Origin of the sequence: Bacillus sp. 41-22 (assembly GCF_025809295.1) — a bacterium.
In the GTDB taxonomy this organism is placed as follows: Bacteria; Bacillota; Bacilli; order Bacillales; family Bacillaceae_G; genus Bacillus_A; species Bacillus_A mycoides.
In genome coordinates, this window is the sequence record NZ_CP084035.1 from 3,436,545 (window position 1) to 3,462,966 (window position 26,422).

26 protein-coding genes are annotated in these 26,422 nt (G+C 35.3%); 8 read left to right on the forward strand and 18 right to left on the reverse strand.

Annotated elements, in window-relative coordinates; genetic code table 11:
- Positions 1-69 precede the first annotated feature (69 nt).
- Complete coding sequence (locus tag LCF45_RS17505) at positions 70-882, forward strand: GNAT family N-acetyltransferase (RefSeq protein WP_002128520.1); 813 nt, start codon at positions 70-72, stop codon at positions 880-882.
- Between the two features lie 171 nt (positions 883-1,053).
- Entirely contained in the window at positions 1,054-1,257 is a 204-nt protein-coding gene (locus LCF45_RS17510; protein ID WP_002033531.1) for a CsbD family protein, read from the forward strand.
- Positions 1,258-1,544: 287 nt separating this feature from the next.
- Here LCF45_RS17510 and LCF45_RS17515 read toward each other — a convergent pair whose 3' ends face one another.
- From LCF45_RS17515 to LCF45_RS17530, 4 genes are all read right to left on the reverse strand, one after another.
- Entirely contained in the window at positions 1,545-3,014 is a 1,470-nt protein-coding gene (locus tag LCF45_RS17515) for a DUF4822 domain-containing protein (protein WP_142292279.1), read from the reverse strand.
- Between the two features lie 442 nt (positions 3,015-3,456).
- Positions 3,457-3,708 (reverse strand): DUF2164 domain-containing protein, encoded by a 252-nt coding sequence (locus LCF45_RS17520; RefSeq protein WP_002087817.1) that lies wholly within the window; start codon positions 3,706-3,708, stop codon positions 3,457-3,459.
- A 17-nt stretch (positions 3,709-3,725) separates the two neighbouring features.
- On the reverse strand, positions 3,726-4,178 hold the full coding sequence (locus LCF45_RS17525; protein WP_002146292.1) for a peptidoglycan recognition protein family protein: 453 nt from the start codon (positions 4,176-4,178) through the stop codon (positions 3,726-3,728).
- A gap of 15 nt (positions 4,179-4,193) precedes the next feature.
- Positions 4,194-4,997 (reverse strand): protein phosphatase 2C domain-containing protein, encoded by an 804-nt coding sequence (locus tag LCF45_RS17530; RefSeq protein ID WP_078203416.1) that lies wholly within the window; start codon positions 4,995-4,997, stop codon positions 4,194-4,196.
- A gap of 143 nt (positions 4,998-5,140) precedes the next feature.
- Between LCF45_RS17530 and LCF45_RS17535 the strand changes: the two genes are divergently transcribed.
- Complete coding sequence (locus LCF45_RS17535) at positions 5,141-5,950, forward strand: YitT family protein (protein ID WP_000251329.1); 810 nt, start codon at positions 5,141-5,143, stop codon at positions 5,948-5,950.
- A 20-nt stretch (positions 5,951-5,970) separates the two neighbouring features.
- On the opposite strand, the gene LCF45_RS17540 is transcribed toward LCF45_RS17535, so the two are convergent.
- Complete coding sequence (locus LCF45_RS17540; protein WP_002128532.1) at positions 5,971-6,342, reverse strand: VOC family protein; 372 nt, start codon at positions 6,340-6,342, stop codon at positions 5,971-5,973.
- A gap of 236 nt (positions 6,343-6,578) precedes the next feature.
- Here LCF45_RS17540 and LCF45_RS17545 point away from each other — a divergent pair, with 236 nt between their 5' ends.
- A complete protein-coding gene (locus LCF45_RS17545; RefSeq protein ID WP_078178571.1) occupies positions 6,579-8,111 on the forward strand; it encodes a BA3702 family sensor histidine kinase in 1,533 nt (510 codons plus the stop codon).
- Between the two features lie 136 nt (positions 8,112-8,247).
- Here the strand turns inward: LCF45_RS17545 and LCF45_RS17550 are convergent, their stop codons facing one another.
- The 5 genes from LCF45_RS17550 to LCF45_RS17570 form a co-directional block, all read right to left on the reverse strand.
- Entirely contained in the window at positions 8,248-9,042 is a 795-nt protein-coding gene (locus LCF45_RS17550) for a phosphotransferase (RefSeq protein ID WP_033729858.1), read from the reverse strand.
- A 137-nt stretch (positions 9,043-9,179) separates the two neighbouring features.
- Entirely contained in the window at positions 9,180-9,794 is a 615-nt protein-coding gene (locus LCF45_RS17555) for an alpha/beta hydrolase (protein WP_002128536.1), read from the reverse strand.
- A 27-nt stretch (positions 9,795-9,821) separates the two neighbouring features.
- Complete coding sequence (locus LCF45_RS17560; RefSeq protein WP_002167825.1) at positions 9,822-10,760, reverse strand: ring-cleaving dioxygenase; 939 nt, start codon at positions 10,758-10,760, stop codon at positions 9,822-9,824.
- Between the two features lie 486 nt (positions 10,761-11,246).
- Positions 11,247-12,821, reverse strand: coding sequence for an FMN-binding glutamate synthase family protein (locus LCF45_RS17565; protein ID WP_002128539.1), 1,575 nt, complete (start codon positions 12,819-12,821; stop codon positions 11,247-11,249).
- Positions 12,822-12,892: 71 nt separating this feature from the next.
- Complete coding sequence (locus LCF45_RS17570) at positions 12,893-14,020, reverse strand: alkene reductase (protein WP_078203417.1); 1,128 nt, start codon at positions 14,018-14,020, stop codon at positions 12,893-12,895.
- Between the two features lie 432 nt (positions 14,021-14,452).
- Between LCF45_RS17570 and LCF45_RS17575 the strand changes: the two genes are divergently transcribed.
- Entirely contained in the window at positions 14,453-15,547 is a 1,095-nt protein-coding gene (locus tag LCF45_RS17575) for an NAD(P)-dependent alcohol dehydrogenase (RefSeq protein ID WP_050000640.1), read from the forward strand.
- Between the two features lie 538 nt (positions 15,548-16,085).
- Here the strand turns inward: LCF45_RS17575 and LCF45_RS17580 are convergent.
- The 6 genes from LCF45_RS17580 to hutP form a co-directional block, all read right to left on the reverse strand.
- Positions 16,086-16,547 (reverse strand): CarD family transcriptional regulator, encoded by a 462-nt coding sequence (locus LCF45_RS17580; RefSeq protein WP_170935206.1) that lies wholly within the window; start codon positions 16,545-16,547, stop codon positions 16,086-16,088.
- Between the two features lie 292 nt (positions 16,548-16,839).
- Entirely contained in the window at positions 16,840-17,811 is a 972-nt protein-coding gene (gene hutG, locus LCF45_RS17585; protein ID WP_263893020.1) for a formimidoylglutamase, read from the reverse strand.
- Positions 17,790-19,061 carry an imidazolonepropionase gene (gene hutI, locus LCF45_RS17590; RefSeq protein ID WP_002128543.1) on the reverse strand — a complete coding sequence of 424 codons (1,272 nt, stop codon included), beginning with the start codon at positions 19,059-19,061 and terminating at the stop codon, positions 17,790-17,792. The genes hutG and hutI overlap by 22 nt, the downstream gene beginning before the upstream one ends.
- 12 nt (positions 19,062-19,073) lie before the next feature.
- Positions 19,074-20,732 (reverse strand): urocanate hydratase, encoded by a 1,659-nt coding sequence (gene hutU, locus LCF45_RS17595; RefSeq protein WP_002033512.1) that lies wholly within the window; start codon positions 20,730-20,732, stop codon positions 19,074-19,076.
- A gap of 23 nt (positions 20,733-20,755) precedes the next feature.
- Positions 20,756-22,273, reverse strand: coding sequence for a histidine ammonia-lyase (gene hutH, locus LCF45_RS17600; RefSeq protein ID WP_002033511.1), 1,518 nt, complete (start codon positions 22,271-22,273; stop codon positions 20,756-20,758).
- Positions 22,274-22,375: 102 nt separating this feature from the next.
- Positions 22,376-22,816, reverse strand: a complete 441-nt coding sequence (gene hutP / locus LCF45_RS17605; protein ID WP_000926519.1) for a histidine utilization transcription antiterminator HutP — start codon at positions 22,814-22,816, stop codon at positions 22,376-22,378.
- Between the two features lie 202 nt (positions 22,817-23,018).
- Here hutP and LCF45_RS17610 point away from each other — a divergent pair, with 202 nt between their 5' ends.
- Complete coding sequence (locus tag LCF45_RS17610) at positions 23,019-23,966, forward strand: class I SAM-dependent methyltransferase (RefSeq protein WP_078203418.1); 948 nt, start codon at positions 23,019-23,021, stop codon at positions 23,964-23,966.
- 13 nt (positions 23,967-23,979) lie between these two features.
- Here LCF45_RS17610 and LCF45_RS17615 read toward each other — a convergent pair whose 3' ends face one another.
- Positions 23,980-24,552, reverse strand: coding sequence for a DJ-1/PfpI family protein (locus LCF45_RS17615; RefSeq protein ID WP_002167821.1), 573 nt, complete (start codon positions 24,550-24,552; stop codon positions 23,980-23,982).
- Positions 24,549-25,127 (reverse strand): AAA family ATPase, encoded by a 579-nt coding sequence (locus LCF45_RS17620; protein ID WP_002128548.1) that lies wholly within the window; start codon positions 25,125-25,127, stop codon positions 24,549-24,551. The genes LCF45_RS17615 and LCF45_RS17620 overlap by 4 nt, the downstream gene beginning before the upstream one ends.
- Positions 25,128-25,380: 253 nt before the next feature.
- Here LCF45_RS17620 and LCF45_RS17625 point away from each other — a divergent pair, with 253 nt between their 5' ends.
- Positions 25,381-25,677: a hypothetical protein gene (locus tag LCF45_RS17625; RefSeq protein ID WP_002033506.1), complete on the forward strand. Its 297-nt coding sequence runs from the start codon at positions 25,381-25,383 to the stop codon at positions 25,675-25,677.
- Between the two features lie 109 nt (positions 25,678-25,786).
- Positions 25,787-26,218: a DUF2621 domain-containing protein gene (locus LCF45_RS17630; protein WP_002142746.1), complete on the forward strand. Its 432-nt coding sequence runs from the start codon at positions 25,787-25,789 to the stop codon at positions 26,216-26,218.
- The last annotated feature ends 204 nt before the right edge of the window (positions 26,219-26,422 follow it).

Sequence of the window (26,422 nt, forward strand, 5' to 3'; positions counted from 1 at the left end):
TTTCAACAGGAATCTCAGAAGAAAAATCGTATATGTACTATGAACTATATTAATTGACGGAGGAATCGTATGAGTACAATTATGACAGTCAATACAGCACAAGAAATTGAAAACGCAGAAATACATATGCTTTCTTCTAGATTAGAGGCACTACAAACAATAAGCGGCAACCCAATGCAAGTACAAACGAAAAAGTTCGGGAGTGCCACTGCCTTTTCATCAAAAGTAATTGCTGGTCCTGCTTTTAATACAGTAAAGGGCATTACATTTACAAATACAGATGAGATAGATGAAATCATCGCTTATTATCAATCACTACAAATCCCTTGCCGTTTTGAAATTACACCAGCGCAAGGTACAACTGAATTATTTCAATACTTATCTCAAAAAAATTTTTATCAATCTAACTTCCATACCGCTTTATATAGTTTACCAAGAGAAGACTCATCGCTGCTGCCTTCTAACATTTCAGTACGCCAACTAAAAGAAAATGAATTTGATATTTTTGCAGACATATATGTACGTGGATTTAACATGCCATCCTTTACAAAATATGGTGTGCACCAAAATAACGAAATTCTTTACAATAAACCAGGATGGTATTTTTTCATAGCCGAAGTTCAAAACACTCCTGCTAGTATAGGGGTACTTTATATAAATAAAGGTGTTGCTTCATTAGCTGCTTCTGCTACTTTGCCAGAATTTCAACGTAAAGGTTGTCATACCGCATTAATTCAAAAACGAATTGAGACCGCTGTTGCATCCAATTGCAATTTAATAGTTGGACAAGCTCGATTTGGTAGCGGCAGTCAAAATAATATGGAACGTGCCCATATGAAAATTGCTTATACAAAATCAATATGGACTGCGAAAGACATATAATTAACTTTCTTTTTCTTTCCATTACGAATGTATACATTTTATGACAATTACCTTTCTATCCTGTTACTCATTTGAATATTCGAAATAAATTTGTTACGCTATTACTAGATACATCATTCAACTTGCAATATGAAAAGAGAATTCTACTCAAACTACAAGGAGGAGAAATGTATGACTAAACATGATCATGGTTTAAAAGAAAAAGTAGAAGGTGCCATTGATAAGGTAAAGGGTGAAGTAAAGGAAGTTGTCGGGAAAGTAACTGACAATAAAAAATTACAAGCCGAGGGAAAATGGGATAAGGTGAAAGGCACTGCTAAAGATACTGTCGGTAATGTAAAAGAGAAAATACATGAATATAAAGAGAACAAATAAAAAAGAGCCACGATGTATGGTCGTGCAAGTAGTAAGTTACTAGATCTGAGAAGATTGTCAGCTACTCAAAAATGAAAATACAACCGAGAAAGTAAGAGAGTTTGTATTTTACATTTACCCATAAGATCATTTTAAAATGACAAATAGATGCCTCAAGGCATCTATTTGTCTATAAAGAACTATTTTACTTCTATTGTATAATTACCTAATCCTAATCACTCAGGTTTTTCCTTACTAACATTTTCTAACATAATGCCTTTACTAGAGTATAAGATTACTTTTACATCTTATTTTGTGAAATTTGGTTTTAGGTCACCTGTATACGGTTCATGCTCAACAAAGATTTTTATATCTTTTCCATTCGCATCTTTCCCTATTCTTGTATACGTAAATTTATCTTTATTTAACTCTGTAAGTTCAAGGACCGCACCATATTTATTATTTCCTAACGAAACGTGAGCTCTTATTTTATTGTCATGTACAACATCGAAGAAACCATAATCCCCACGACTTATCCCTGTATTCATATTGAAAAACTCATATTTATTTGTATTTTTATCATATTTTGCTAGACTGATTAAGTTAGAGTTGTAGTTTGTTACATTATTACCCTGTTCATCTAATACCACTGTTCCGTTCCATAGAGTACTAGATAAGATTTCATCTCCATCAACGTCTGTAACTATTTTACCCGTCGAGCTTTCTAAATTTTTATCAGGTCGGGTAAAAGAAAGCTCTTTTTCTTGATAAGGAACATGCTCAACAAATACTTCTACATCGTTCCCTTTTGCATCTTTCCCCATTCTTTTATATGTAAATTTCTCCTTGTCTAATTGCGTTAATTCAACAACTGCTTGATAATTTTGCGTTTCAGAAATTAACACTCTTTTCTTTCCATCGTTGGTTATAAAAAAGGTACCGCTATCATTACGACTCTCTCCTGTATTTGCATTAAAAAATTCATACCTTGCAGTTTTAGCATCATATTTTGCAAGCCCGATGAAATTTTGATTTTCTTTCGTTAAATCATTATGATCTTTGTCATAGACTTTTGTCCCTTTCCAGTTTGTTTCACCAAGTATACTAGCTAGTAGCTGCCCTTTCGCTTGTTGAGTTTCTTGTATTGCATTGTATAAAAATTGTGCATACTGTTCACGCGTCACATCCATACTTGGAGCGAATTCCCCTCCTCCTACTCCTTTTGCAATATTATTTGTTTGAACAGCACTAATTGCATTTCTTGCCCATGAGTTCGTTGAAACGTCATTAAAAGTATGATCACTCTTTGCCTTTAAATGAAAAGCATTTGTAAGAACCTGTGCCATTTCTGCACGTGTTAAGGATGCCTTCGGTCTAAAGTTCCCATACTCATCACCCTTAAAAACACCCATTTCTGTTAAAGACAAGATTTCCTTTATATAGCTTGTCGAATCTTCGCTTACGTCCCCATATGGGTTCTGATAATTTTTGTTTTCTGCCATATTAAAATAACGATACATTAAAGCTGCAACTTGTTCGCGTGTTACGTTATCTCCAAAACCAAATCTTCCATCGTCATAGCCGAAAATAATTTTCTCACCTGTTAATTGATGAATCGCCTCATATGACCAGTGCCCCTTTGGAACATCTTTGAATACACCAGTATGATTCGTTTGTGGTGTAACCTCCTCTGCTTTCACCTCTCCATTTTTTTCACTTAATAGGCTTCCACCTAAAACTGCTGATATGATACATGTTTTTAAAATTGTTTTATTCATAGCTTCCCAATCCCTTCCTTCATTTAACAAAGAATTACACCACTTATCTTCCAAAAGAAGATTCTATGTGAGCAATTCATGTTTTAAATTTTGATTACAGCTAATTGGTTACACCTCCAAAGTTCTTTTTCGTAGTATCCATAGCTGTTATATATAGGAATTATAAATAGCAACTATAAATTGCCCATAAATAAATTATTAAAAAAAGATAAAATTAAGATAATATATTTTTAATCTCAATCAAAAAAAACGTTATTCTTTCTCATCTAGCTTGTTAAGAAAGAATAACGTTTTTTTAATTCTAGGGTCCCTTTTGGAAAAAAAGAGGTTTATTTTATATGTCCAAAAACAATTTCACGGTCTTTTCCAAACAAAACATCGGAAAAAAGCCGTGGCATATACTTATTTTATAATTGACGGAAGACGACCAAAATAGCTCTTTTTACTTCCCTTCATTCTTCTCTAACACATACAAGTCTTCTTCAATATTCGTTAATTTCTCACTTACAAGCTTTCTTGCATCTCCAATTGCTTGATTGTATGCAAATGGTCCAACTAATTTAATCATTTCCTCTATTAAACGTTCTGCTTGGAAACGTCCAATTTCATCTAAATCTTCTTCAACGAAAAATTGCTGAATTTGTGCTACAAGCTCTTCTTTTTTATCAGTCGGTATTTTTATGTTCATCATCATGAGTTACTCCTCTATATTTAAGATAATACTTTTCTTAACTCTACCATAGAAAAGCGATTTCCTGGACAAGTTTTTGTAACCCCTTCTAACTCCCTATGGCCGAGTATATTCCCTTTCTCTATGGCAAACTGCTTCATAAACATTTTACATAAAGAATATAATGAATTCATTTGTGCAGTAGTTGGATCATATTTATCAAAATTTCCCGTCATACATATTCCAATTGTATTACTATTATTATCTTTCGCATGTGCTCCAATATGTAAACCTCGTCCTTCGACTACAGTTCCATCTTCTTCAATAAAATAATTGTAACCAATCCCGCTCCATCCTCTTACCTTTTGATGAAATTCGTGAGTTTTATACACATCCCAGCCATCTTCTGACGTATGGTGGATAATCAGTTTATTTACTTTTTCTAAAGGAACTAACTCATTTTGAAACGTTAAATTTGCACATTTAATTTCCATATGAACATCCTCCTCTTACAAATCGATCATAATAACTGTTTTATCATCTGGTCTTATTCTATTTTCTCCTTCTAACCTTTCAATGATTGCTACATATTCTTTTATACTATTCTTTCTTATATATGCTACAGTTTGTTCTAACGACCATTCTGGGTGAAACAATCCGTCTGAACAAATAAAAATCCCACTTACTTCAGCTACCTGTAATTCACCATATTGTAAATAATCCATAGCTTCTTTCATCCCATTTGCAACTGAATAGCCGTTTGGCATATTTGCAAGATAGCGATTGTATTTTAACTGCTCCCGAACATCTTGAAAAACGTGTTCTTCCGGGACTGGTAATCCTTTTTTACGATCCTCTTCCCTCTTCTTTTTTGCGCGTTTACTAATTCCCTTAACTGTATCTTTCGTTAATACTCTTATCGCTCCATCCTGAAGTATTGCAACGATCATACAATCACCTAATTGTGCATATTCAAGTTTATCGCCTTCTATTTGAACTGCTGCAATACATGTACACCACAGATGGTCTTTTTTTCTCGTATCAACCTTGTACTCTAGCATCTTGTTTTGCAATAATTCATTCGCCTTTGCAACTTCACCTTGTAAACTATTGATCTCTCGTAGCGAAGTAAAATGACTTGCAAATAAATGTGAAGCGATGTATGCTCCATTATGTCCTTCTTCATCACAAAATGGAACTAACGGTGTTGCTCCATCGCATACACCGTAAATCATTTTATCTTCATTACAAAAAAATGAATCCTCACACTCTTGTTTTAAAGGACTCTTCTGTTGATACGTCGCTATCTTCATATCTGTATCCCCTCCCAATTTATCAAACACTCGAACTATTTAGATTAATCTAATTTTCCAAAATAAACTGTTTTCCCAAAAAACTTTCAATTTCATATATAATCTTGAAATAATATGATTATTTAGTGAAGGACGGGAAAGAGATGGTCAGATTTCTTGGTGTTATTTTTGGTTCTATTATTATCGCAATTGCCTTTAATCTTTTCCTTATCCCCCATAAAATTTTAAGTAGTGGAATTGGCGGAATTGCTATTATTTTAGGGATTGTAACCCCTGTAAACACAGGTATTATTAACTTTGTATTGAACTTACCTATCCTTATTTTAGGATACATAGGTCTTGGAAAAAAAGTAATTTTTAACACGGTTGTTTCTGTAATTGTATTATCTGTTGCATTATACTATGTTCCAGTAAAAGTCGTAGCAACAGATCCACTTTTATCATCTGTATTTGGCGGTGTCATCGCCGGAGCTGGTATTGGTCTTGTCTTTAACTGCCATGGTTCAACTGGTGGATTTGATATTATCGGTATGTTGTTATCTCGTAAGCGAGATATTAAACTTGGTGGATTCCTTATTGCATTAAACACTGTTGTTGTTGTCATTGCAGGATTTTTCTTCACTTGGGATGTTGCCCTTACAAGCTTACTTTCAATTTATGTAACTGGTAAAGTAATTGATGCCGTTCATACGAAACATCGTAAAGTTACACTTATGATTGTAACAAATCAAGCAGAAGAAATGAAAAAAAAGCTTCTTTCAACTGTAGTACGTGGAATTACGTTACTTGATGGTGAAGGTGCTTATTCAAACGAGAAAAAACGTGTACTTATGACAGTCGTTTCACGTGAAGAATTAGCAAGTATGAAACTAACGATTTCGGAAATTGATCCTCATGCATTCGTTAATATTACGGAGACTGTTGAAGTATTAGGATTGTTTAGAAAAGTGTAAAAAACTAGGTGGACCTTCACCTAGTTTTTATTTTCCATAAATTCAATTCGATTTCCAAACGGATCTGACACGTAAAATCTGATTATATCTGGTCGCGCATGATCATCTATTACTTCAACATCTTGCTTTATTAACTCTTGTTTAAATTCATCAATTTTTAAAACATAAAAAGCTGGATGCGCTTTTTTAGCTGGATTAAAGTTTTGCTCAACTCCGATATGAATCTCTTGATTTCCACACTTAAACCAACACCCACCACGCTTCTTTAATTCCTCCGGCTTTGGAATTTCCTCCATTCCAATTTTATTACCATAAAATTCTCGCGCTTCTTCTTCACATCCTACGGGCGCAGCTACTTGTACATGATCAATTCCTTGAATATAATTTTTCATATTCCTTCCCCCTCTTCTAGTCTAATCGTATAACGAAAACACATTCATGTAACTTACAGAAAATTAATTAAGCAATATAAGATTCTCTTATTACTACCTTTTATACCTTCCACTAATAATAAAAAAAGAAAATTTATTCTGTAATTTCCATTTTTTATAGAAATAAACGTCACACCTATATTATAGTTATTAATAGATCCATCTTTTTTAGATGCTAATTGTACGGAGGAAATATTATGAGTCGTAAAAAATATTCATCTACTCAAAAAAAGCGTCATCCGAACGTATCTGGACGCCTGCGAAACCATATACAAAATCGTTCTTTAGCAGAAATGTATGCATCTCTTTTTGAACATAACCCTGATAGTATTATTTCATTGAATTTAGAAGGAGTTATTTTACATATTAACCCCTCTGCGGAAAGAATATTAGGTTATACTTCTAACGAATTAGAGCGAAAAACAATCACTTCTATTTTAGAAGCACATATTTCTGATCAAGTGCTACAATACATAAAAAATGCTGCAGCTGACAATCAAAAAGAGTATATCGTCTCTATTTATCATAAAGACGGATATTTACTAGATGTCGTAACAAAATTAGTTCCTATTTTTGTTAAAAACCGTTTAACAGGTGTATACGCCATTATGAAACCCCTTGAAAAATCAGAAAGAATTGAGAAAGTATTACAAGAGAGTGAGAAACGATTACGCACATTAATGAATTCAATGCCTGCATTTGTTATTTTTAAGGATCATGAAGGACGCTGGCTTGAAGCGAATGACTATGCGCTTTCTTGTTTCAATTTCCATAACGTTCCTTATCATGGAAAAAAAGATAATGAACTCATTCAATATAACGAAGCATACCGCGAATCTTTTTTGCATTGTGAAGAAGTCGATGAACTAACATGGCAAAAAGGACAAATTCTTCACGGAGAGGAATTTATTATACATAGAAATGATTTCGACTTAGTTTTAAGCATTTCAAAAGTCCCACTCTTCCATCCTGATGGCTCACGCAAAGGTCTTATAGTGATGGGAAGAGACGTTACCGAACTAAAAGAAACTGAAAAGTTATTACGGAAATCCGAAAAACTTGCAGTAGTAGGACAACTGACAGCCGGAATTGCCCATGAAATTAGAAACCCGCTCACTTCATTAAAAGGATTTTTAACGTTATTACATCCAGAAATAAATGAGGAAAATAAATGGTATGTGGACGTTATGTTGAGTGAGATTTCACAAATGGAATCTATAACAAGCCAATTTATGGCGATGTCTAAACCACAAGTGTTATCTATTCATACATGCAACGTACAAACATTAATTGAAGAAGTTGTAACTTTTATTTTACCAACAGCAGTTATGCATAGCGTTCATATCATCATGGATCATTTCGATTATATTTCTGACATTCAATGTGACAGTAATCAATTAAAACAAGTTTTGATTAACATATTAAAAAATGCAATCGAGGCGATGCCTGCTGGTGGTAACATATTCATTCAAACAGCTTCGTTAGAAAATGATTTTGTTTCAATACGCATTATGGATGAAGGTTGTGGGATTCCTGAAGAGCGCATGGCTCGTCTTGGCGAACCTTTTTATAGCTTGAAAGAAAAAGGAACTGGCCTTGGCTTAATGATGTGCTATAAAATCATTCAAGAGCATCACGGAAAATTATTCATTTCCAGTGAATTAAACATAGGAACAACTGTCGATATCCAATTACCGATTGCTACAGCTCAGCCTGTAACAAACTCTTAACTATGCTACATTAATATAGTAAAAGACATCTGTTATAAGTAGTCGGGTTATTGTGGAAAACATCTACACTAATACGTTAAAAAGCTCAAAGTCCCTATATGACTCTGAGCTTTATTTTTGTATACGATTTATTTTATTAAATCCACTCTTTTCCATGTTTACGAATAAACTGAATATCATTTTCATAATGTTCAAGATGCCCTTCATCTATCATCTTTTGGAAGTTCATATCGCCTTCTAGTGCTTTTCTTTTCATGTATTTACATAATCCTTCTAATCGTAGAAGTACCATCTCCAAATAATCCTCGGCGATGCCATCACTTTTATAGGACTCAAAAAACAATTTAACTCTTTGCTTTATGCGGTCTGCATGCTGTAATGAATTATAATAAACCGCCGCACCTGTTTCCTTATAATAAACTCTACTTAATGGGACACAAGTGTAAAGAGTATAGGCTATGTCCCAAAGTCTTGGTCCAGGACCAGCAACATCAAAATCAATAATACCTACTGGTTTTTCGTTATTAAAAATAATGTTGTATATTGCAAAATCATTGTGGCATACAACCTCTATTTTATTTGGAGTATTATCCATCGGTTTCCAATCATCTGATAACGGGAAATCACTCACAGCATCATGATAAAGACGGAGCATCTTCGCTATTTCTTTTAAAACATCATTAGACCACATGTACTCTTTTAAAGGGTAATTACCAGCTTCTCCTTCAATAAATGATAATATCTCTCTATCTTTATCATCAATACCTAAAAACTTTGGTGCATAACTAAAACCTTTGTTTTCCAAATGGTTTAATAGCTTATGAATTCGGGTACTGCCTTTCTTTAATTCTCGTCGAACAGTATCTTCCGAACGATATACGTTTGAGACATTCCCTCCCGTTAGCATTTCTTCATTTTCGTAGTTTGACATCTAATAGTCCCCCTCCATTATTCTACATTTTCTTTATATTTTAACATAACTTTCCTATTCTCTTTTAACCCCTTAAATTACAACAAAAAAATCGAGTATAAAATCTTTATGATTTTACACTCGATTTAGTCTACTATTTATGCATGTGAAAATATTTTTTCATACCATTCTGTTGCCTTCTCTACTTCATTCATCGTTAATTGATGTCCTCTATTTTCCCAATGCATTGTTACATTAGCATCTACATTTTCTAATAGCATCTTCAATTCCTCTGACTCAGAAGGTGAACAAATTGGATCATTTGTTCCAGCAGCGATAAATACGAATTTCTCTGCTAAATTAGGTAATTGTATTCCTCTTCTAGGCACCATTGGGTGATGAAGGACTGCACCTTTTAATGCATTTTCGTAATGGAATAATAAGCTCGCCGCAATATTTGCTCCATTTGAATACCCAACAGCTACGATATTATCTCTATCAAATTCATATGTTTTTGCTGCTTCATTTAAAAATTCATTTAATTCCTTCGTACGGAAAACAAGATCCTCTTCATCAAAAATACCTTCTGCTAATCGGCGGAAGAAACGAGGCATCCCATTTTCTAATACATTTCCACGAACACTTAATACAGAAGCTTCCCGATCAATTCTTTCTGCAAGCGGTAATAAATCTAATTCATTTCCTCCTGTACCATGAAGCAATAACAACACTGGTTTTGACGTATCTTTTCCTTTTTGAAAAACATGTTTCATCATATTCCTTTTCCCCTTTCAATCACTTTAATCTAGATTTCTCACTTCAAATGGTAAGAGTGTCTGTTCAATTTGTTTTCTATGTTGTTCATATCGATCCGGTAATTTTAACTCCTCACCCATCGTCTCTAAAGATTCGTCATGGGCAAAACCAGGAGGGTCTGTTGCAATTTCAAATAAGATTTCGCCGTGTTCTCTAAAATAAATTGCGTTAAAATAGTTTCGGTCTTGTACAGGGGTTACACCATATCCAAAGCGAGACACATGCTCTTTCCAGTCTAATTGATCAGCATCATCACTCGCTCTCCAAGCAATATGATGAACTGTACCAACACCCATTTGCCCACGTCCAATTGTTGATAATCTCAAATCGATAATATTTCCAATATCAGCAGAAGAACGGAACCGCATAAACTCTCCCTCTTCTCCTACTTTCTCAAGACCCATAACATGCTCTAACAATTCAGCAGTTTTTTGAGGTTGTGCAGATAAAAGAACAGCACCGCCAAATCCTTTAATTGCTACTTCTGGCGTAACTTCCCCAAAAGTCCAATTATTTAATTCGCCCTCTTCTCTTTCAACTAATTCTATATGCAAACCATGTGGATCATCAAATTCTATATACTGTTCTCCAAACCGAGTCATTTTTGTATACGGTACGTCGAATTTTTCTAATCTATTTTCCCAAAACTCCATTGTACCTTTTGGTACGACATAAGACGTAATGCCTACTTGACCGTCCCCAATAATACCTTGACGAGCACCTGCCCATGGAAAAAACGTAATAATTGTTCCAGGCTTTCCTCCTGTATTACCAAAATAAAGATGATACGTACCTGGATCATCAAAATTCACTGTTTGTTTTACTAAACGCAATCCTAATACACCTGCATAAAAATCTACATTTTCTTGTGGGTGACCTACGATTGCTGTAATGTGATGAATTCCCATCGTTTTCTTTTCCACTTTCTCCACCCCTTTTTTTATTTCATTACAAAAAACGTTTATTCGCTAAAATTCATTATTCATTTTGTCCATATGATAAAGTTCAATCCGCAATACTATTTTTTACAAAATTGAGGTATCTCTCTAAAAAACTAACACATTTCATTTAGTTCAAAAATTATCTCGAATTCGAGATAATTCACAAAAAAAACTACAGTTCTTATGATTATATTTTAAATATTGATTTTATGATTTTGACTATCCTTCAAAAAATATCTTGAATTCGAGATTTATTATAGTCTAATTAGTTTTTATTGTCAATGCAGATATCGTTTCATTTTTTCATCAAAAACAATATTCTGACAACTCATCTCCATCAAATAATTTGTTTGAAAAAGAGCAACCGAAAAACGGGAACATCCATGTAATAAATTTCTACTTTTCCCATAACCAAAAAAGCCATACAAATGTATGACTTTTTTGATTATTTTTTGTTCAGCTACATATTCACTTCCCAATTACGGAAGGAAACAATTCCGAAAGTGGAACTACTTTCCCCATCTCATCTTTAAACACAATATGCTCTCTCGTTAAATGGCGCGGGCTCTTTACCCCTGCTGCTGCCGCTAATGAAAACAAACTATATCTCATACTAATAACATAGTTCATTACTCGCCATTTTTTCTCATACGGATCTAATGCTTTTTGGTAGTGTGGATTCGTGGTTGCAACCCCAGATGGGCATTGCCCTGAATTACATTGAAGTGCCATAATACAACCGCTTGCCATCATAAATCCGCGTGCTGAATTTACGGCATCTGCACCGATAGCTAAAGCAATCGCCACTTTATCTGGCGTGATTAATTTCCCGGAGGCAAACACCTTTAATTTATCCCTGACACCGTAATGATTTGCTGTATCAATAAATGTAAGTAATGCCGGTATAAGCGGCAGCCCCATACTATCTGCCATCGATTTATATGTTGCCCCTGATCCACCTTCTGAACCGTCGATTGTAATAAAATCTGGATAGATGTTTAATTCTTTCATTGCTTTTAATAAATCTTCCAAAGGCTTCTGTTGACCAATTACAATTTTCATGCCCACTGGTTTACCACCGTTTTCTTGTAAATCTTGAATAAAATATAAAGCCTCTGCGGCACTACTAATAAATGAAAAACGATTTGGCGAATTAATCGTTTCTCCTTCTCGTACTTTCCGAACGGAAGCGATTTTCTCATTTACCTTCTGTCCTTCTAAATGACCACCACGTATTTTTGCTCCTTGCCCAAATTTCAATTCAAACGCTTTAATATTACTTTCTTTCGCCTTCTCCATAAATTCCTTCATCGAAAAATTCCCGTCCTCGTCACGGTATCCAAATAATCCCGGACCAATTTGGGCAACGATATTTGCACCCGTATGTAAATGTTCTGGAATGACGCCCCCTTCCCCAGTATTAATCCACGAACCACCTGCCATTTTTGCACCAAACCCAGCTGATAAAATATAATTTTCTCCAATCGCACCGTAAGATGTCGCTGACGCTCCAAACATCCCATACAGTTTCCATGGATATTTACGATTTTCGCCCACTATAATTGCATCTTCTTCTTCATACAACCAAAGGTTTGTTGTATCCGCTGTCAATTTTTCTCTTCTTGAAAATAACCCTTCTTTATGAATCATATATTTTTTCCCCTCACGTTCTTGCGTGAGATTCACACTTAATTCATCTGTTAATGTGGGGAATAATGTATTAGCAATATAATAGCCAGATTCCTCAAAATCTCGTTTTGATCCAAAACCAAGTATTTCAGAACGGTATTTTGCTAGAAACATAACACTTTGAAAATCGTAGCGCGAAAAGGGCTTTCCGTCAGTATCATGATCAAACCAATATTGCCGAAATTCCGGGCCTATTTTTTCGAGTAAATAGCGCATTCTACCTAAGTATGGATGCAGTTTTAATATAGAATGATGCGTCCGTTTTTTAATAAAAAATGTAATGATAAAAAAGACAATTAAAAGTAGCATCAAAAAGAGCAATATACTAATAATAATGAGTAGCGCTTCACTCATTCCGCTTCCCCCTATATATGAAATTCCATAATAAAAAGAGAACACTCCATGTGTTCTCTTTTTATCCTTATTCACACTAACGTAGCAAGATGCTCTTTCGCGTCATATTCAACCAAACTTTCAGCATTTTTAATTCGCTGAACAAAATCTGGATTAGCGATTACTGGTCTTCCGAACGCCGCTACATCAATTGTTCCTTCTTGCAGTGCTTCTTCTGCCTCTTTCGGATTCAAATTACCTACTCCTACGATAGTACTATCCCAATACTTTCTTACTAATTGATGAAAATTCTTGCCGTCAGCAATAACTTGCGTATAATTCATCGTTGAAGGGTGAATCATCGTTAATCCAACTTCTTTAAACATATTTACAAACGTTTCAATTGCAAGTTCAGGATGTTCCCACATATAAGTAGGATTATCACCTTTAAAGGCAGAGAAGCGAAGAAGCGTTTTATCAGCTCCAACTGCTTCAATTACAGCCTGAACAACTTCTTTCATAAACGTTAACCTTTGTTTTAAGTCACCGCCGTATTTATCAATACGCTTATTCGCAAATTCATAAGTAAATTGGTCAATTAAATATCCGTGTGCACCGTGAATTTCTACACCATCAAATCCAGCTTCTATCGCATTCTTTGCGGCTTGTGCATATTGACCGATAACTTCTTTTATTTCTTCTATTGTCATTGCTTCTGGTGTATCAAACGGTTTACGAAAACGCGGAACATTCCCCTCCGCAGCAATAGCAGAAGGTGCTTGCGGCATTTGATCACCAATTATTTCGTGATGACTCATACGTCCAACATGCCATATTTGAGCAATAATCGTTCCGCCTTCTTTATGTACTGCCTCTGTAACAGGTTTCCAAGAATCGACTTGCGCTTGTGTATAAATACCTGGTACTCCTGGATTCCCTTTTGCTCTCGGGCTAATGACAATTCCTTCTGTAATAATTAGTCCAATCCCATCAGCAGCACGTTTTCGGTAATATTCGACTACGTCAGCACCAACGACTCCAGTCTCATTATTTGCAAAACATCTCGTCATCGGTGCCATCGCTATGCGATTACGAAGAGACCAAGATCCAATTTGAATCGGATGAAATAACTTCGTTTCTTCAATATTTTCAAAAGACCCCCAAGCGTTTATATTTGTTCCTTCATAAATACTTGCCGCTTTATTATTCGAACTTGTCATTTTTCTTCCCCCTAAAAAAATCTAACTATAATCGCATCATACTTACTTTTAGATAGTAACGTCAATTTATACGCTCTTACGTAGGAATATTCGTATAATAAAACTAACCGTTTTTAACTTTAAGGGTTCTGAAATTCAAGAATCTACTGTTTATTCTAATGTCCAGTAAGTGGATGAGGAAAATACTTATTAAGTGGATGTTTTCTTTTTTTCTAGTTTTATTACTATAGAATATATTGGTAATTAATTATTTAACTATTTACTAACCAAAAAGAACCTGTTTCCAATGTACTATGTTCAAACTTACACTAACGAGGTTTCAATAATTCATTTGTTTTTTAATTATACCAACGAAATTTTAGGAACTAATAAAAGACTCCTAGATAGTTGAAAGTATTTTTTCTTATTTAACTTTTAGAAAGAAGGATAACATTGAAAACAAAAGCTATCGTTTCTACACCTGAAAAAAATTTTAATATGCAAGAAGTATACTTAGACGAGATTAAAGACGATGAAGTATTAGTAAAAATTATCGCTTCGGGTATATGTCATACAGATGCAACAGTTTTAGACGGTACAATGCCAACACCAAAACCAGTTGTTTTAGGACATGAAGGTTCTGGTATCGTGGAAAAAGTGGGAAGTAATGTAACATCGGTTAAACCTGGTGACCATGTTGTACTTGGATTTTCTTACTGTGGTCATTGTGAAAATTGCTTAGATGGTAATGCTGCCGCTTGCGAAAATATGATTGAATTAAACTTCTCTGGAAAAAACAAACGCCATGTAACACCTATACACGATCTTAACAATAATGACATTTCTCAATTCTTCGGCCAATCTTCATTCGCATACCATGCCGTTGTTAATGAGAATAATGCTGTAAAAGTACCAAAAGATGTTGATATACGTTTATTAGGACCACTTGGTTGTGGAATTATGACTGGTAGCGGTACGATCCTAAATTCATTACAGCCAAAACCAGGTAGTAGCCTAGTTGTATTTGGAACCGGTGCTGTTGGCCTTAGTGGCTTAATGGCAGCTAAAATTGCTGGATGTACTACAATTATTGCCATTGATATTCATGATAGTCGTTTAGAATTAGCGAAGGAATTAGGGGCTACACACACGATTAATAGCTTAAACGAAGATCCAGTTGCCAAAATTAAAGAAATTACAAACGGTGGAGCTAATTACTCATTTGAAACAACTGGCGTAAATATTGTTACACTGCAATCCATTCAATGCTTACGAGTAAAAGGTACAATGGCAACTGTTGCTGTTGGTAAAAAGGATTTAACTTTAAACGTAACAAATGAAATTGTCGTAAAAGCTATTACAATTAAAGGGGTAGTTGAAGGTGATGCAGTACCACAACTATTCATTCCAAAATTAATTAATTTCTATCAAAAAGGACTATTCCCATTCGATAAGTTTGTACAATTCTATTCTTTTGAAGAAATTGCTCAAGCATTTGAAGATTCTAAAACAGGAAAAACGATTAAACCTATTATCGTAATGGAGTAACATTTGTTTACTTTTTCCCGATAACTAACAAAACAAAAATATCCTGAAATGGAATAAATAAAATTAAAAAGGTTTCCTAAGTAGGAAACCTTTTTTAGTTGACCATATAAGGCTAACAATTCGTTTATCTCTTTTAAATAAAGAAAATAAACAATTATTATCTCCTCACATATGGAAAATCTCTTAACAATAGAAGTGGGAGTGGTTCAGTATTCTTCTAAAAATAATAACTTATATACCTAAAACAATGAAAGCCCTACCTCTCTTTCATCCTTACGGCTCCTCGTCCGTGCCAGTGTGAATCAGGATTGCAAAAATCAAGTAACTATTTTATCGAGTTATTTAATTAAACTTCGAACATTCGTAAAAGAAATTAAAAAATAAAAATGGATTAAATTGTAGTAATAACAAAAGAGGTTAATGCTCTAAAAGTGGTTTGAAAGAGTTGAATGTCTTTGAAATGATTGATTTTCTATAATTATATTCCCAAAAAATTCAAGATCTTTTTTGGGATGTAATACATTATCTACAATGAATCTTAACAAAAGCTTTTTATTTGATTTTCTGTGATACCTTCAATTAATCCCAGCTCACTAATCAAAAATTCATGTGCGTTATCTAACATTTTCTTTTCGCTTGCATTAAGTGCTTTTTCTTTCTGCATACGTAATAAATCACGTACAACTTCAGCACCTTCTTGTATTTTACCCGTTTTTATTTTATCAGTGTTCAATTTATACCTTTGTTTCCACGTAAGTAATCTATCTGATTCCCCATGCTGAAAAATATCTATTATGTTTGTTAATGCCTTTATATCTGTAACTGGTCGTATATTTGAACTCAATATTTTCCCCATAGGAATCATTACTTCCATATTACTAGCCGACATTTTTATAACATAATACTGTCTTTTTTCTCCTGAGATTTCCTTTTCTTCTATGGCTTTAATTATACCTGCTCCGTGCATTGGATAAACGATGTTATCGCCAATTTGAAACAAATAATCCACCTCCATATATGGTAACCTTCTCAATCTTAACACACATTTATTTTTTTAGCAAAATTTTTATAATATCACACAATTATTTTCTATGTCAATTTATTTACACATAAAAATTCAGGCTGTACAGAAACACTAAAAAACCCGCGATTTTGTTACATTTCTACACCCATTTTCTCCAATTTTATATACCTTGTAAAACAAAAAAAACACATCACTACATATAAGTAGCGATGTATTTTTATATAATGACAAAAACGGTTGCTTCAAAACTTCACACACGATCCTTCGCTTATATACTAACCTGTTTACTAATCGTTTCTCGCGCTAAAAGAAAACTCATAATCACTTGCGCAGCTACTCTACTCGTCATATCCCTAAAATCAAGAGTTGGATCAATCTCTACTATATCCATCCCTTGAACGAGTGGCTCTTTACCAAGGAATTCAATTGCATCAAGTAAAGTTGTACTATCCATCCCACCAGGGCCAATTGCTGGACAGCCCGGCGCAAACGCTTGGTCTAGTACGTCCATATCAAGAGAAATATAAATAGAAGTCACATCTTGTTTTCTTAATACTTCAATACTTTCTGAAATAAGATCTTTTATTTTTCGCTCTCTTACATCTTTCATTGTATACACTGTCACGCCATGCTCTTTTGCATATTCATGGTACGCTCGTGCATTTGAAAAATTACGAATCCCAATTTGAACGAGCTGTTTTCCTGTAATCACATCATTTTCTAGCAAACTACGGAACGGTGTACCATTTGATGGACCACCATCATCTAAATTACGTAAATCATGATGGGCATCAAATTGAATAATACCGACCTTCTCTTTACTATTTGCAAAACCAGTTATACTCGGAAAACTAATCGAGTGGTCACCACCAAGAACGATTGGTATCATTTTCGGATTTACTTTCGTCAAGTGACCAACTGTTTTCGCAATTCGGTTATGACTCTCTTTTATATCTGTCACATGCATCGTAATATCACCACAATCATGAAGAACACTTTCTTTCATATCGTGTTCTTCTGTAATTGCGTACGTGCTATATGCATCCAACATTGAACGAATTGTTTTTGGTGCAAAACATGCTCCTGAATGACTAATAGATGGTTTAGAAAGGGGCGCTCCAATTAAGGCAGCACCGAATATTTCCACACCTTCCTCCCAATTTTTAATCATTTCGCTCCACTTCGTCACTTCACGATCGATAAACTTTGCATTTTTCTTTAAATAGTGGCCGTGCTCCACGATTGTTCACCTCTTGTATATGCGATATTCCCATTCTTCCATACTGTATTTACATGACTTACGCCGTAATGGTACGGTACGTAAGCGTAATTATAAGCATCCCATAAAACTAAATCCGCCTTACGACCAACTCTAATTTTCCCAGCTACATCGCCTCGATTAATGGCATAAGATGAGTTCACTGTTACCGCATTCCAAACTTCTTCTGGTGTCATTTTCAGTTTCAGCATCGCAATGCTCATAATAAGCTGAATGTTTTCAGTTGGACAGCTACCTGGGTTAAAGTCTGTAGCTAAAGCAACTGCAACACCTTCATCAATCATTTTGCGGCCGCGTGCGAAGCTTTCTTTATTTAAATAGAAAGTTGTTCCTGGTAATAAAGTTGCTACTGTATTAGAATTCGCAAGCATTTCAATTCCTTTATCAGAAGCGCCAACTAAATGGTCCGCTGATGCTGCACCAATTTCAGCCGCTGCTTCCGCACCACCAAGAGGGTCGATTTCATCTGCATGAATTTTCACATCAAAGCCAAGCTCTTTCGCTTTTAATAAAAATTCTTTTGATTCTTCTACAGAGAACACACCTGTTTCACAGAAAATATCAACGAACTCAGCTAATTGCTTCTCTTTCATTTCTGGCAATAGATCTAGCATCCATTGTAAAAATTCTTTCGATTTTCCTTTGTACTCTTTCGGAACTGCATGAGCACCTAAAAATGTTGAAACTAAATCGATTGGATGCTCTTTTTGTAATTGTGCAGTTGCCTCTAATTGTTTCCATTCTGTCTCATCATCCAATCCGTAACCACTCTTCGCTTCTACAGTTGTAACTCCGAAAGATAGCATACGGTCTAAATGGAATTTAGCTTTTTGAACAAGTTCTTCTTTCGACGCTTGTTTCGTTGCATTTACAGTTGAAAGAATACCTCCACCTTGTTCTAAAATTTCCAAGTACGGAACTCCTTGTAGTTTTAGCGCGATTTCATTTTCACGAGATCCACCAAATACAAGATGAGTATGCGGATCAACAAGACCAGGAGAAACCATTTTCCCACCGCAATCAATAACCTCTTTCGCTTGTAATCCTTTAGCTTCTTCCGCTGTTCCAACGAAAGTAATTACACCATTTTCAATTCCAACCGCACCGTTTTCAATAACAGGAAGCGTATTCATCGCTTCCCGTCTTAACAAGCCATCTTCTTGATCCATTGTTAGTAATTGACCGATATTTATTAGTAAAGTGTCCAGCATGTTTCTTCCTCCTTATTTCATCATTGGAATGTTAACGCCTTTTTCTTTTGCAGTTTGAACCGCTAAGTCATAGCCTGCATCAACGTGACGAACAACACCCATACCAGGGTCAGAAGTTAATACGCGTTCAATACGTTTTGCCGCTGCTTCTGTTCCATCTGCAACGATAACCATTCCAGCGTGAAGTGAATAACCCATACCAACGCCACCACCGTGATGAACAGACACCCAGCTTGCACCGTTTACACTGTTAATTAATGCATTTAAAATTGGCCAGTCTGCTACTGCATCACTACCGTCTTTCATAGATTCTGTTTCACGGTTTGGAGATGCTACTGATCCACAATCTAAATGGTCACGGCCGATAACGATCGGTGCTGATAATTCACCATTAGCCACCATTTCATTAATAATGCGGCCAAATTTCGCACGCTCGCCATAACCAAGCCAACAAATACGTGATGGAAGACCTTGGAACTCAACTTGCTGACGTGCCATACGAATCCAATTACATAAATGCTCATTATCCGCGAACTCGCGTAAAATAACTTCGTCTGTTTTATAAATATCTTCTGGATCACCAGAAAGTGCTACCCAGCGGAATGGTCCTTTTCCTTCACAGAATAATGGACGGATAAATGCTGGAACGAATCCCGGGAAATCGAAAGCATTTTTTAATCCTTCATCGAAAGCAACTTGGCGAATGTTATTTCCGTAATCAAATGTAATCGCGCCTTTTTCTTGCATTGCAAGCATTGCTTCTACATGTTTTTTCATACTTTCTTTTGATAATTGTACGTAACGTTCTGGATCTTCTTCACGAAGCTTCGCTGCTTCTTCTACTGTGTAACCTACTGGAATATAACCGTTTAATGGATCATGGGCAGAAGTTTGATCCGTAACTAAGTCAGGGATAATATTACGGTTTACTAACTCAGGTAAAATTTCTGCTGCATTACCTAATAATCCAATTGAAATAGGCTCTTTCTTCTCTTTATATTCGTTTGCAATAGCCAATGCTTCTTCTAATGATTCTGTATACTTATCACAATATCTCTTTTCAATACGACGATCGATACTACGCTTATCTACATCAATAGCAATTACAACACCGCCGTTCATCGTTACAGCAAGCGGTTGTGCGCCACCCATGCCACCTAAACCAGCAGTAATCGTTACAGTACCTTTTAATGAACCATCGAAATGTTGACGTGCCGCTTCACCAAATGTTTCATATGTTCCTTGTAAAATCCCTTGTGTCCCAATGTAAATCCAGCTACCCGCTGTCATTTGTCCGTACATCATAAGACCTTTTTTCTCTAGTTCACGGAAGTGATCCCAGTTCGCCCACTTCGGTACTAAGTTTGAGTTCGCTAAAAGAACGCGAGGCGCATCTTCATGTGATTTAAAAATTGCTACCGGTTTTCCTGATTGAACAAGTAACGTTTCATCGTTTTCTAACGTTTTTAATGAATCAACAATTGCATGGTAGCTTTCCCAATTACGAGCTGCACGGCCAATTCCGCCATATACAACTAATTCTTCTGGTTTTTCAGCTACTTCAGGATCTAAATTGTTCATTAACATTCGAAGTGCAGCTTCTTGAACCCATCCTTTCGTTTGTAACTCAGTACCTCTTGCCGCACGAATTGTTTGTTGTACTTTTTCCATTTCAATCTCTCCCTTTTCTCGTTTTATAGTGCTGCATTTACATCCAATCTTTCCTTTATTGAATAATTCGTTTTTAACCAATGCGCGATATTTTCAATATCCGTTGAGAATATACGGTCATTTGTAATAGAAGGCACTTGCTGACGACCTTGATGATAGAACGTTTTTGTAACTGTACTCATGTTTTCAATTCCGCGATATTCTGCTGCTTGCATCGCACAGATCATCTCAATTGCAAGAACACGTCTTGCATTTTGAATAATTTGATGCGCATGACGTGAAGCGATTGTTCCCATACTTACGTGATCTTCTTGGTTAGCTGAAGACGGAATTGAATCTACACTCGCTGGATGTGCTAACGTTTTATTTTCTGAAACGAGTGAAGCCGCTGCATATTGCATAATCATGGCACCTGATTGAAGTCCTGGTTCTGGACTTAAAAATGGTGGTAAGTCATTTAATTGCGGATTTACTAGGCGTTCAATACGGCGCTCTGAAATATTTGCAAGCTCCGCCATCCCTACTTTTAAGAAGTCCATTGCAAATGCAATTGGTTGTCCGTGGAAATTACCACCAGAGATTACTTTTTCACCGCCATCAAAAATAAGTGGATTATCTGTTGCTGCATTCATTTCAATTTCTAATTTTTCTTTCACATAATTTAAAACTTGCCAAGAAGCACCGTGAACTTGCGGGATACAACGAAGTGAATATGCATCTTGTACACGAAGTTCTCCTTGTTTTGTCACAAGTTTACTATCATGAAGAATATCACGAATTCTGCTTGCCACTTCGACTTGCTCTTTATAACCACGCGCTTTATGAACATTTTCATCGAATGCATCAATAATGCCGCGTAATCCTTCCATTGTCATCGATGCAATTAATTCTGATTGATAAGCACTTGCTTCAGCTTCTATATAAGAAAGAACCCCTTGCGCTGTCATTGCCTGCGTACCATTGATTAACGCAAGACCTTCTTTTGCTTCAAGTTCAATAGGTTCAAGTCCTTCTTCTGTAAGAGCAACCATCGCATGAACTCGTTTTCCTTTGTAGAACACTTCACCTTCACCTAATAAAACGAGAGCAAGATGAGATAAAGGTGCTAAATCACCGCTCGCTCCTAGTGATCCTTGTTGCGGAACGACTGGATGAATTTTACGATTTACAAACTCAAGAAGCATGTTTACAACAAGTGGTCTAACACCCGATACTCCTTTTAACATCGTATTAGCTCGTAAAATCAACATACCGCGTGATACTTCTTCAGGGAATGGATCGCCTATTCCGCACGCATGTGACTGAATTAAGTTGTGTTGAAGTGCTTTTACATCATCTTTTTGAATAAGTACATCACTAAACTTTCCAAATCCAGTTGTAATACCGTAAACGACTTTTCCGTCCTCTACAATTTTCTCGACAACTTCGCGGCACTCTGCCACTTTTTGCATACTAGTTGGGCAAGCTGTTACACCTTCACCTTCAAGTAACAACCTCTTCATTTCTTCAACTGTCAATGTGTGTCCTGTTAACGTAATCATTCTTTTTCCTCCTTATAAAGGCAAAAGGGGACCTTATCTTTTTAAGACAGACTTCTGTCCTAAAAAATAAGGCCCCCTTCTAACTAATAGACTATGGGCAAATCATATGTGATTAATTCCTAAACCAATCGCCTCATGCTCAGATCCTTTTACAGGTGCACCAATCGTTCCATAAAGTGCAACAGCAACCCATTCGCCTTCTTTTTTTCCGTCGTATGGTGTACCGCGCACAATCGCAAAGCGAAGTCCTACTGTACGAAGAACGTCTGCTAACTGAATTTGACCTCTCGTCACTCCGTACAAAGCTTCCATAATTGCATGATAAAGTGCATGTGTTTCTCTGTAAACATCTGTTTCAATAACTCGGTTGCTCTTAGCCGCTGTTTCCATTGCTGCTACTACTTTTTGCGAATTCATAGAACCAACTTTCCCAGTACAATATTTCCAACCTTTCGGAATAGATAATACGGGACTTTCATTCTCATCCGCAAGTGCCAACAGCATGGCCATACGACCAATTCGATGTGTTCCTTGAAGAAGCATGTGACTCTCTCATTTCTTTTGAATTATTTGAATATTACTTAATTTAAGAATATATGAAAACGGTTAAATCGTCAATAGTTTAAAATATTATTCAAGCAATTTTTTATCCCTCTCATACTTGTACTTGTGTACACAATTTATTTACAGATTTTTTTCAGACGTGCTATAGTCTCACTAACAGATGCAAAGGGGCGAAATTTCAGTGGCGAAGCGAAAAGATATTCATTTTCGAATTGAAGAAAAATTACTTACAAGGTTTGAAGACGCACTCCATTACGAAGGTTTAAATAAAACAGATGTATTAACACATGCGATTCAGCAATTTTGCATAAAGGTGGAATGTGAAAAAATGAATGATGTAAAACGCCAATACAACGTAAGTAACCATTTACAAACACGTATCGATACGCATAAACATTACGAAGAAAAACAAGTGAATGTAGATGAAGTCGTCACTGAACATTTACAGCTCCAAGGGGAAGAAAAAATATTAGAGGTCGGGTGTGCTAACGGAAAATTTCTTTCCCTTTTGCAAACTAATGGTCATAAAGGACATCTAACTGGTTTTGATCAATCCGAAACTATGCTTTCTGAAGCTGCTATAACGAATAATATGATTGAATGGAAACTCGGTGACGCTAGTAAACTTCCTTTCGAAGCTAATTGTTATGACCTGCTAATCGCAAGGCATATGTTATACCACATGAAAGATGTCGAAAAAACTATTCAAGGATTCCATAAGATAATTCGTCCTGGCGGCGCCCTTTTAGCTACAACAAATTCTAAAGTTTCATTACCTCGTATAGATGAAATGTGTAACAAAATGTTAGTCACATTTGATTTACCAAAAACATCACCGTCAGTAGCTCCATTTTGTTTAGAAAATGGTAAAGATCTATTACACTCTGTTTTTTCAACTGTTGAAGAAACAATTATTCATAATGCACTTGTTTTTCATCATGCCACTCCAATCGTTAACTATATTTCTAGCATGTTCCCGTCGTTGAATATACCTGATAATATGTCCCTTCACACCGAAATGAAGGAATGGCTAAAAGAAGAAATAGAAAATGATTTATCATTTCATAACGGTATATGGCGCGATCCGAAAACGTTAGTGATTTATCGATGTAAAAAAGAAAAGAGCTAGCATTCGCTAGTTTTTACACGTTTTCCGGTAAAAGATTCTCCATCATTATATTGCCCTTTCCACTATAAAAATTTGTATTATGTTCATTCACTACTCCAAAATAGGAGGCAATCGCTAGTCCAAATGGCACAAATGCATGTCCTTGTGCTGTAATAATATTTGCGTGCTGTACAACTTCTGTATACACAAAATTTTCTACTGGAAAACAATCTAATTTTTGATAATCTATGGTCACTGTATAAGAGATTTCTTTTAGTAAACCTGCCCTTGCTAACGCATACGGTCCAGCACAAATCGCTGCCACTAATTTTCCTTGCTCAGAAAATTGACGAATAACTGAAAAAAGCAGTTTCGCCTCTTTCATATGTATTTCATCTCCGCCCGGAATGATAATCCCCTCATATTCTTCTACACGCACTTCACTTAATTCTATATGCGGCTGTACTTGTAAGCCTGTTTCACTTATAATCATTTCTTTTGTTAAACCCGCTGTAATGATTTCATATTTCTTTTTCAGCAATGCTGTTGCTACCGTTATTTCAAACTCTGCAAATGTCGGGTATACGAATAATAATATTTTTTTCATAGCCTTTTCTCCCTTAGCCACCCTATAAAATATGCCTCTAATTCGTCCACTGATAATATATTAGTGTCCACATAAGTTACGGGAAATTGTTTATACCATTCTTTTTCAACTTCTACTAATTTAAATTGTTCCTCAAATGTACTTCGATTTCTTGTCCTATCATTATTTCTCCTATCATACAAACTCTCTTTCGAAACATCTAAATAAAAAATTGCATCCGAACGGCATTCTCTTAATTTATACAATTCATCTTTTAATTCTGTTTCTATACCCCACTCTTTCCCTATCATCTTCGGATAAAAGAGTGTATAAAATTCAATATCTTCTGGTCCACGATCAAAAATCACGACTGAGCTTTTCACATTTTGAAACTCTTTTATTTTTGCTTCAATAAACATTTTTTGATTTGTAATAAACCCCTCTTTTGAGTTCATATCTAAATGTAATTCTTTTCTTTTTTCTACAATTGGATATGGATTTTCGTATATAATTGAAAGCTCATATTGCTCTAACCTTTTTGCCAATGTTGTTTTCCCACTTGCCATCGGTCCTTGGAGTGAAATTACGTATGTCATCCCTCTCATTCCCTTGTACTGTATTACATAAATAATAAACAGAATTTTGAAAACTATCAACAAGATATATATCATCTTGTTTCTTATTCTTATCTAACTTATAATAAAAAATAGAGATTATGACGGACGCAAAATAATGTAAGCTTGGAAATCCAAGCTTACATTATTTTTTGCTTTCCCTTTTCTTATAAAAAGAGTATACTAGATTAGAACGTATGTTCTTAATAATTACATACAGTAAGGAGATAGAACAATGGTATACGACACAAAAGCAATTTCTTGGAATGCATCTTTAAAACAACTTCAACGCCGCTATACAAACAAACAAGTTGACCGAAAAGAATTTGAAGATATTGAACTGATGGAATTCTTCCGCGATAACGACTACATTCCTTTACCTACACATATAAGCGGCCTATCAACAACACGTTTTACTTCTTACTCTATTTTCACAACTGAAGATAAAGATCGTAAAGTTGGCACACTCATCATTGAATATGTAGAAAATGACAATGATATTTTATGTGTTGAACAACTATACTTCGTTTAAATCACAACGCTTGGTCAAAATGATCAAGCGTTCTTGCTTTCTATGAATCTCATTGCTTATAATATAAATAAAATACAAAATATTGCTTTCGTTAAAGGAGGGCATTCAATTGCTTGAAGGATGGTTTAGTTGGTTTATAGTCGTTTGGACTGTTGTATTATTAGGGCTTATGTCCATTGGTGGATATTTCATGTTCAGAAAATTCCTAAAACGGTTGCCGAAAGAAGACGGTATGTCCATTTTGGATTGGGAAGATCACTATATTAATAAAACAAGACACTTATGGGCTGACGAACAAAAACAATTGTTAGAAGAACTAGTAAGTCCCGTTCCGGAATTATTTCGCGATGTTGCTAAGTCAAAAATTGCCGGTAAAATTGGGGAACTTGCAATAAAGGAAAACGCTCCAAAAATTACACAAGATTTAATCATACAAGGATATATCGTTGCCACACCGAAGCGCGATCATAAATTTTTAATTAAGAAACTACAAGAAAAAGAGATTGATTATTCTAACTATAAAACTTTACTTGCAAAGTAAGCCCATTATTCCTTATAAAAAAGATTGCTATTTTATAGCAATCTTTTTTATAAGCTCAACTTACAGTTACTGATTTTGTAGCAATTAATCTCGCTTTCGCTAAATCTATCTGTAACCCTACAGCACTCGTATAAATCGTATCACCAGTACCTGTAATATTTACAGAGGTATATGTTGTATTCGCAGCAATTCATCCTGTTGCAT

Bases quoted from the DNA above. Each gene is read 5' to 3' on its own strand.
- LCF45_RS17545 (WP_078178571.1), top strand. From the start codon at position 6,579: ATGAGTCGTAAAAAATATTCATCTACTCAAAAAAAGCGTCATCCGAAC.
- LCF45_RS17505 (WP_002128520.1), top strand. From the start codon at position 70: ATGAGTACAATTATGACAGTCAATACAGCACAAGAAATTGAAAACGCA.
- LCF45_RS17525 (WP_002146292.1), bottom strand. From the start codon at position 4,178: ATGGAAATTAAATGTGCAAATTTAACGTTTCAAAATGAGTTAGTTCCT.
- hutU (WP_002033512.1), bottom strand. From the start codon at position 20,732: ATGGAAAAAGTACAACAAACAATTCGTGCGGCAAGAGGTACTGAGTTA.
- hutH (WP_002033511.1), bottom strand. From the start codon at position 22,273: ATGATTACGTTAACAGGACACACATTGACAGTTGAAGAAATGAAGAGG.
- hutI (WP_002128543.1), bottom strand. From the start codon at position 19,061: ATGCTGGACACTTTACTAATAAATATCGGTCAATTACTAACAATGGAT.
- LCF45_RS17515 (WP_142292279.1), bottom strand. From the start codon at position 3,014: ATGAATAAAACAATTTTAAAAACATGTATCATATCAGCAGTTTTAGGT.
- LCF45_RS17550 (WP_033729858.1), bottom strand. From the start codon at position 9,042: ATGTCAAACTACGAAAATGAAGAAATGCTAACGGGAGGGAATGTCTCA.
- LCF45_RS17570 (WP_078203417.1), bottom strand. From the start codon at position 14,020: ATGACAAGTTCGAATAATAAAGCGGCAAGTATTTATGAAGGAACAAAT.
- LCF45_RS17520 (WP_002087817.1), bottom strand. From the start codon at position 3,708: ATGATGATGAACATAAAAATACCGACTGATAAAAAAGAAGAGCTTGTA.
- LCF45_RS17535 (WP_000251329.1), top strand. From the start codon at position 5,141: ATGGTCAGATTTCTTGGTGTTATTTTTGGTTCTATTATTATCGCAATT.
- LCF45_RS17565 (WP_002128539.1), bottom strand. From the start codon at position 12,821: ATGAGTGAAGCGCTACTCATTATTATTAGTATATTGCTCTTTTTGATG.
- LCF45_RS17615 (WP_002167821.1), bottom strand. From the start codon at position 24,552: ATGAAAAAAATATTATTATTCGTATACCCGACATTTGCAGAGTTTGAA.
- LCF45_RS17540 (WP_002128532.1), bottom strand. From the start codon at position 6,342: ATGAAAAATTATATTCAAGGAATTGATCATGTACAAGTAGCTGCGCCC.
- hutP (WP_000926519.1), bottom strand. From the start codon at position 22,816: ATGCTTCTTCAAGGAACACATCGAATTGGTCGTATGGCCATGCTGTTG.
- LCF45_RS17625 (WP_002033506.1), top strand. From the start codon at position 25,381: ATGGTATACGACACAAAAGCAATTTCTTGGAATGCATCTTTAAAACAA.
- LCF45_RS17530 (WP_078203416.1), bottom strand. From the start codon at position 4,997: ATGAAGATAGCGACGTATCAACAGAAGAGTCCTTTAAAACAAGAGTGT.
- LCF45_RS17620 (WP_002128548.1), bottom strand. From the start codon at position 25,127: ATGACATACGTAATTTCACTCCAAGGACCGATGGCAAGTGGGAAAACA.
- LCF45_RS17555 (WP_002128536.1), bottom strand. From the start codon at position 9,794: ATGAAACATGTTTTTCAAAAAGGAAAAGATACGTCAAAACCAGTGTTG.
- LCF45_RS17510 (WP_002033531.1), top strand. From the start codon at position 1,054: ATGACTAAACATGATCATGGTTTAAAAGAAAAAGTAGAAGGTGCCATT.